The sequence below is a fragment of the Metabacillus indicus LMG 22858 genome (genome assembly GCF_000708755.2).
Taxonomy (GTDB): Bacteria; Bacillota; Bacilli; order Bacillales; family Bacillaceae; genus Bacillus_P; species Bacillus_P indicus.
In genome coordinates this window covers 329,078-335,445 of the sequence record NZ_JGVU02000005.1, presented here as the reverse complement: position 1 = coordinate 335,445, position 6,368 = coordinate 329,078, and the positions used below count along the sequence as shown (strand labels likewise).

Genomic DNA, 6,368 nt, shown 5'->3' with positions numbered 1-6,368 from the left:
TAGAAAAGCGGAAGCGCCCGTTTTGCTCCGGCAGTCAGATAAGAAATCACCCGAAAAGTCCGGGTTTGACTTTTTGGGGGATTTTGTTCTGACAGAGGAGTTGGGCGCTGCAGCTGGACAAGGAGTCAAGTGCCTTCCGCTGCATTCCACTATCTGATTATAATTTCTCCACACGTTAAAAACATTTCTAAATGTCCTTTATGAAATATTAGCATTCAGAAAATCAAACGCCGCACCCGGGAAGATTCCGAGCAGGATGGTTGCAGCGACGCAGACGGCAGTGACGATGATGAGCGGCGCGCTCCATGTGAACGGCTCGTCGGTTTCTTTTTTCCGGAAGAAGACCTGGGTCAGGATTCCGAAGTAGTAGAAGTACGAGATGACGGTTGTAGCGATCATGATGCTTGCAAGGACGATTTGCGGCGTGCTGTTTGTGAATGCGTTCATGAAGATGGTGACTTTACCGATAAAGCCGGCTGTTCCGGGCAGTCCTGCGAGAGAGAGCAGGAAAATGGCGACAGCGATTCCTGCTGCCGGAGATCTGCGGTAAAGTCCGGCAAAGGCCGAGATGTCTTCAGATCCCGTTTTGCGGGAGACAGCCCCAACAATGGCGAAGATTCCGACGTTCATGATGACGTATGCGAGCAAATAGAACCAGATGGCATCAAAGTAAAAGTAGCCTCCAAACGCGACGAAGCCTACAAGGACGTATCCTGCGTGGGCAATGGATGAGTAGGCGAGCATGCGCTTGATGTTTTTCTGCCTGAGGGCGACGGTGTTTCCGACAATCATGGTCACAGCGGCCAGGATGGCGATAAAGCCCTGCAGCGACTGGAGAATCGACTGCATGCCGCCTTCGTCTGGAATGTTCCCGAAGACGGAAAGGCAGATTCTTAAAATGATAACGAAGCCTGCTGTTTTTGAGACGACGCTCAGGAATGCCGTAACGGGTGTCGGTGCGCCTTCATAAACGTCAGGTGCCCACATGTGAAAAGGCACGGTTGCAATTTTGAAGGATAAGCCGACAAAGACGAGCAGAAATGAGATGGACGCTATATAGACGTAGCCTGATTCCGTCAGCCCGTTCAGCTGGGGGATCATTTCAGACAGGCTTGTCGTTCCTGTCAGTCCGTAGATGTAGCTCATTCCAAACAGCGTAATCGCCGTTGAAATGCCGCCGTTAATGACGTATTTCATGGCCGATTCGTTTGACTTTAAATCCCGTTTTCTGAGGCCGGCCAATATATAGGAAGAAATGGACAGCAGTTCAAGTCCGGTGAACAGGGTGATTAAGTCTCTGCTTGAGGCCATCATCATCGCGCCGAGAAGAGCGGCAAGCAGCAGGTAATAAAATTCTCCCCGTTCTTTCATTCCCTCGCGCGGCTCATAGTCGATAGCGAGCAGAAAAATCAGCGCCCCGCCAAGAAGCAGGATGAATTTGAATGCTTTTGCGAAAGAGTCGAGGACAAAAGTGTCATAAAGAATGACGGCATCCTCTGCCCCGATCATGAGCGCAAGGCTGACAATCGCGCCAACAATTCCGGAAAGTCCAAGCCATCCAAGCCACCTGCGGCTGCTTCCCTCTTTCATGAAAAGGTCGGCAAGCGACAGGATGAGGGCGGTCCCGAGAATGATGAACTCTGGCATCATCGCGCCCCAGTTATAGCTGAGCAAGGTTTGCATATCCATGATTCATCACCCTCCTATCCCTTTCATGATCGTTTCTATCGTCAGCTGCAGCGGGACGGAAAGTCCATTTGGAAACACGCCGATCAGCACAATCAGCAGCAGCAGGATGGAAACCGGAACAACTTCATGCCATTTCAGGTCATACAGTTTCTCATTCTTCTCCGCTCCAAACGTGATGGAAAGCACCGCTCTCAGCAAATAGGCAGCTGTAAGGATAATCCCAATCGCTCCGATGGCACCAAGCTCCGGATGCTGATCAAAGACACCCATGAACGCGGTCAGTTCGCTGATAAAGCCTGACATCCCCGGCAGTCCGAGCGACGCCATGGCTCCTGCCATCAGAAAGCCTGCTGCAAGCGGCATCGATTTTGCAAGGCCTGAGAGCTTGCCGAGCTCCGTTGTTCCGGTTCGTTCCAATAAAACACCTACGAGGAAAAACAGCAGCGCTGAAATCAGTCCGTGCGAGACGACCTGAAAAATCGCCCCTTGAATCCCCGCTTCATTTAATGCACCAAGGCCAATGAGCACAATGCCCATATGCGAAATACTTGAGTAAGCAAGGACCATTCTGAGTTCATTTTGAATGAGCGCAAGGAATGCGCCGTACAGCAGGTTTACAAGTCCGAGCACGATGACGATTGTGCCAAGCTTTGAAAACTCAGCCGGAAACAGCCCCAGGCCGAATTTGATTAAACCGTAAGCCCCGATTTTAAGAAGAATGCCTGAATGCAGCATGACGATAGGCGGCGGCGCCTGAACGTGCACCCTGAGCATCCATGTGTGCAGAGGGAAAATCGGGAGCTTTACGCCAAATGCAACGAGCAGGGCAATTAGAAGGCCTAGCCTGAAATCCTCTGACATCGGGCCGATCAGCTGAGCATCCGGCATCGTCATGAGCTGTGTGAGCAGCGGAAAATTTGTTGTTCCTGTTTTTGATAAAAGAAGGATGATCACAATCAGCAGGATAGCAGATCCAAACCCGTTATATAGAAGGAACTGATAGGCTGCCTTTTCCCGTGCAGCGAAGCCCCACTTGCCGACGAGGAAAAACATCGGGATCAGCGTGATTTCGAAAAAGATGAAAAAAAGTACGAGATTCTGTGCCAGGAAAACGCCGAGCATTCCTGTTTCAAGAAGGAGAAGCAACATGAAGTAGCCCTTCCAGTCCTTCTTTATCGAAACCGACGCGGCAGCAGCCAAAGCGGCAAGAATGGATGTTAAAAGCACCATAACAAGCGAGAATCCGTCCAGCGCAAGCTCGTAGTCGACCGTGAAAACGCCGGGCTGCATCTCATGGTACTGGCCAAACGTGATCCAGCGGACCTTTTCAGAAAACCGCTCAAGCTCTTCCCCTGCAAGATACTGGGCAAACACAATGCCTGACAGCAGGACGGCTGGAAGAGTCGCGAGGAATCCAACCAGCTTCAGGGAGGATTCCTGATCGCGTTTCATAAATGAGAGTACGAGAATGCCGAGGACAGGCGAGAAAACAAGGGCTGTCAGCAAGATTGAAGTCATTATAAGTTCCCTCCTGTCACAGCATACAGCACAAGCAGCAGGGCAAGCCCGACAAACGCAACCGTTCCGTACATTTGCACCTGACCATTCTGCATTTTTGAACCTAGTGCCCCTGCAGAGCGGACGATTCCGGCCACTCCTTTTACGGCACCTTCTACAAGGAATTTCTCCAGGTACTTGCAGAGCATGCTGACCGTGTTCGTCAGCCAGACCACAGTGACACTGTAAAGCTCATCGATAAAGTATTTGTTTTTCAGAACCGAATGGATCATCGGCATGCGGGCTCTTGTTTTTTCCGGTGAAATAGAGCCTTTCTTGTACATAAGATAAGCAAGCAGAATGCCGAGCAGCGAGACCGCTGTTGCAAGGATCATAATCCAGGCCGGACCTTCGATGTGCCCATGGCCAAGCTGAGGCGAGCCTTCTGTCAGCCAGTCTCCGAGGAACGTCCCGAACCAAGGCGTATTGACGTAGCCTGAAAAAACGGCAAGTACAGCAAGCACACTCATCGGAATCAGCATGGAAGACGGTGATTCATGAACAGATGCAAGGTCTGTTTTCGGACGTCCGGTAAAGACGAGGAAGAAGAGCCTGAACATGTAAAAGGCAGTAAAGAAAGCAGCGATGACCGCAAGCCAGAACAGCGCAGGATTTCCGTGCTCCCAGGCGGCGATGAGAATTTCATCTTTACTGAAGAAGCCTGAAAAGAGCGGAACACCGCTGATGGCAAGGGTACCGATTAAAAACAGCGGGCCGGTGAATTTGAGTTTTTTCCAAAGACCGCCCATCTCGTCAATGTTCTGAGTGTGGACTGCGTGGATGACGCTTCCTGCTGCAAGGAACAGCAGTGCTTTGAAAAAGGCGTGCGTCATCAGATGGAAGACGCCGGCGACATAGCCTGCAGAACCAAGGGCAAGCATCATGTAGCCGAGCTGGCTTACAGTCGAATAGGCAAGCACCCGCTTGATGTCTTTTTGAACAAGCCCGATGCTTGCGGCAAAGATGGCGGTGAATGCACCAATCGTTGCGACAACGAGCAGCGCCGTTTCACTTGCAGCAAACAGCGGATACATGAGGGCGACAAGATAAACACCCGCTGCAACCATCGTCGCGGCGTGGATGAGGGCGGAAACCGGCGTCGGCCCCTCCATCGCATCAGGCAGCCACGAATGTAGCGGGAACTGGCCGGATTTCCCGATGGCCCCGATGAAAATCAGGATGCCGGTCAGGGTGATCATATCGAGCGAAAGCATACCATCTGCCACACTTGCAAAAATGCGGTCATATTCAAAGCTTCCGACCTGCCAGAACAGGAGCAGCATTCCGACAAACAGGCCGACATCGCCAATCCTTGTCATAATGAACGCTTTTTTCGCAGCAGCCTTCGCTTCTTCTTTGTAAAAGTAGAATCCGATCAAAAGGAAGGATCCGACGCCGACAAGCTCCCAGAAAATATAGAGCTGCAGCAGATTGGTCGTCATGACGAGCCCGAGCATGCTGAAGGTGAATAGGCCAAGATAGGCATAAAACACATGAAAACGGGGATCTCCGTGCATGTATCCTTTGGAATAAATATGTACAGCTAAGCTGACGAGCGTGACAATCACAAGCATCAGTGCATTGAGCGGCGTAATTTCAAAGCCTGCCGTAAGCTCCATGCTGCCGATTGTGAGCCACACAGCTTCTGCTTTATAGGTGTTTTGTGCGAACCGGTCTGCGAGCACCGCAAGAGCACCGGCGAATGAGAGGGTCATCAGGATGCCTCCCACATAGACGCTTCCTTCTTTCAGCCGTTTCCCGAACAGGAGCAGCACGAGAAAGGAGACAAGCGGAAACAGCGGGATGATCCAGGCGTATGGCATCATTGTATTCAATCCCCTTCTTGTTAGAGGTGTTAATGCTTCATAGATTCATAGTCATCAATATTGACAGATCTCCGGTTGCGGTAAAGGGCAAACAAGATGGCAAGTCCAACGGCCGCCTCCGCTGCAGCAATCGTGATCGTAAAAAGCGAAAACACCTGGCCGGTAATGGACGGAATCACTCCGTACTTGCTGAAGGCAACCAGATTGATATTGGCCGCATTCAGCATCAGCTCAATCGAGATCAAAACGATCACAGTGTTCCGCTTCGTCAGGGCCCCGTACAGTCCGATGCAAAAGAGAATCAGAGCGAGCACAAGAAAGGCCGATAAAGGAATCGAGCTCATTTTTCGTCCTCCCCTTTTTCATCTTTTCTCGCCAGAATAATGGCCCCGATTAACGCCACAAGCAGGAGAACAGACGTCAATTCAAACGGAATGACAAAGTGGGAATAAAGCGAGATTCCGATTTGCTCCGTATTTTTCACATGCAGATCTGCCTGCTCTTCCCCGAGCTGCAAATCATAGATTCCGAGATACATCACGAGGGCAAACGCCGCAATCCCAAGAAACACGATGAGCTTTTTTCCGATGCCGGCAGACGGCTCATCTTCGTCCTGATGGCGCGTCAGCATGATCCCAAACAGCATGATGATCGTGATCGCACCCGAGTAAATCAAGATCTGGACCGCAGCCACAAACTCCGCCGAAAGGAGAACGTACAGACCGGCGATGCTCACAAATGTGAACACGAGGGATACAACCATATGAACCACTTTCGTCACATTCAGCATGAGAATGCCGCCGCCGATGGCCACCATGGCGAGTGCGACAAAGGCAACAAACTCTCCGGTTATACTCACACCTTATTCTCCTCCCTGATGTTCTCATCGTTTTCATCGAGCCACTCCAAGTTCTTAAACAGCTGATCGCGGCTGTACTCGGCAAGCTCGAAATTGTTCGTCATCACAATCGCTTCTGTCGGACATACCTCCGTGCAAAGATCGCAGAGGATGCAAATTTCAAAATTTATATCGTACGTGTCGATGATCTTCCCTTTCTTCGCCGGATCCGGATGCTTCTTGCCAGTTAGCTCTATGCAGTCAGTAGGGCAAATAGCCGCACACTGATTGCACACAATGCACTTTTCCGGATAAAACTTCTGAATGCCCCGAAACCGGTCAGGCAGCGCAAGTGCCTCATTTGGGTAATCATACGTCACTTTCTTCTTCGTCAGGCTGTTCAGGGTATACGTCAAACCTTTTGCTAAACCTCGCATGTTTTCACCCCTTGTTTGTGT

6 protein-coding genes are annotated in these 6,368 nt (G+C 50.8%); all 6 read right to left on the bottom strand.

The features are described from left to right. Positions 1 to 198: 198 nt before the first annotated feature. From nuoN to nuoI, 6 genes are read right to left on the bottom strand one after another with little or no spacing between them, the layout of a single operon-like run. The gene (gene nuoN, locus AZ46_RS14525; RefSeq protein ID WP_029283411.1) at positions 199 to 1,689 is read right to left on the bottom strand and encodes an NADH-quinone oxidoreductase subunit NuoN; all 1,491 of its coding nucleotides are present in this window, start codon (positions 1,687 to 1,689) and stop codon (positions 199 to 201) included. Positions 1,690 to 1,695: 6 nt separating this feature from the next. Beyond that, the gene (locus tag AZ46_RS14520; protein WP_029283409.1) at positions 1,696 to 3,207 is read right to left on the bottom strand and encodes a complex I subunit 4 family protein; all 1,512 of its coding nucleotides are present in this window, start codon (positions 3,205 to 3,207) and stop codon (positions 1,696 to 1,698) included. Next, positions 3,207 to 5,072 carry an NADH-quinone oxidoreductase subunit L gene (gene nuoL / locus AZ46_RS14515; protein ID WP_029283407.1) on the bottom strand — a complete coding sequence of 622 codons (1,866 nt, stop codon included), beginning with the start codon at positions 5,070 to 5,072 and terminating at the stop codon, positions 3,207 to 3,209. The genes AZ46_RS14520 and nuoL overlap by 1 nt, the downstream gene beginning before the upstream one ends. Before the next feature lie 29 nt (positions 5,073 to 5,101). Beyond that, a complete protein-coding gene (nuoK, locus tag AZ46_RS14510; protein WP_029283405.1) occupies positions 5,102 to 5,416 on the bottom strand; it encodes an NADH-quinone oxidoreductase subunit NuoK in 315 nt (104 codons plus the stop codon). Further along, positions 5,413 to 5,925 carry an NADH-quinone oxidoreductase subunit J gene (locus tag AZ46_RS14505; RefSeq protein ID WP_029283404.1) on the bottom strand — a complete coding sequence of 171 codons (513 nt, stop codon included), beginning with the start codon at positions 5,923 to 5,925 and terminating at the stop codon, positions 5,413 to 5,415. The genes nuoK and AZ46_RS14505 overlap by 4 nt, the downstream gene beginning before the upstream one ends. 2 nt (positions 5,926 to 5,927) lie before the next feature. Continuing rightward, entirely contained in the window at positions 5,928 to 6,347 is a 420-nt protein-coding gene (gene nuoI / locus AZ46_RS14500; protein WP_029283402.1) for an NADH-quinone oxidoreductase subunit NuoI, read from the bottom strand. Positions 6,348 to 6,368 lie beyond the last annotated feature (21 nt).

What these genes read in the sequence shown, in the direction of transcription:
- nuoK (WP_029283405.1), bottom strand. Translation starts at nt 5,416, where the DNA reads ATGAGCTCGATTCCTTTATCGGCCTTTCTTGTGCTCGCTCTGATTCTC.
- nuoI (WP_029283402.1), bottom strand. Translation starts at nt 6,347, where the DNA reads ATGCGAGGTTTAGCAAAAGGTTTGACGTATACCCTGAACAGCCTGACG.
- AZ46_RS14520 (WP_029283409.1), bottom strand. Translation starts at nt 3,207, where the DNA reads ATGACTTCAATCTTGCTGACAGCCCTTGTTTTCTCGCCTGTCCTCGGC.
- nuoL (WP_029283407.1), bottom strand. Translation starts at nt 5,072, where the DNA reads ATGATGCCATACGCCTGGATCATCCCGCTGTTTCCGCTTGTCTCCTTT.
- nuoN (WP_029283411.1), bottom strand. Translation starts at nt 1,689, where the DNA reads ATGGATATGCAAACCTTGCTCAGCTATAACTGGGGCGCGATGATGCCA.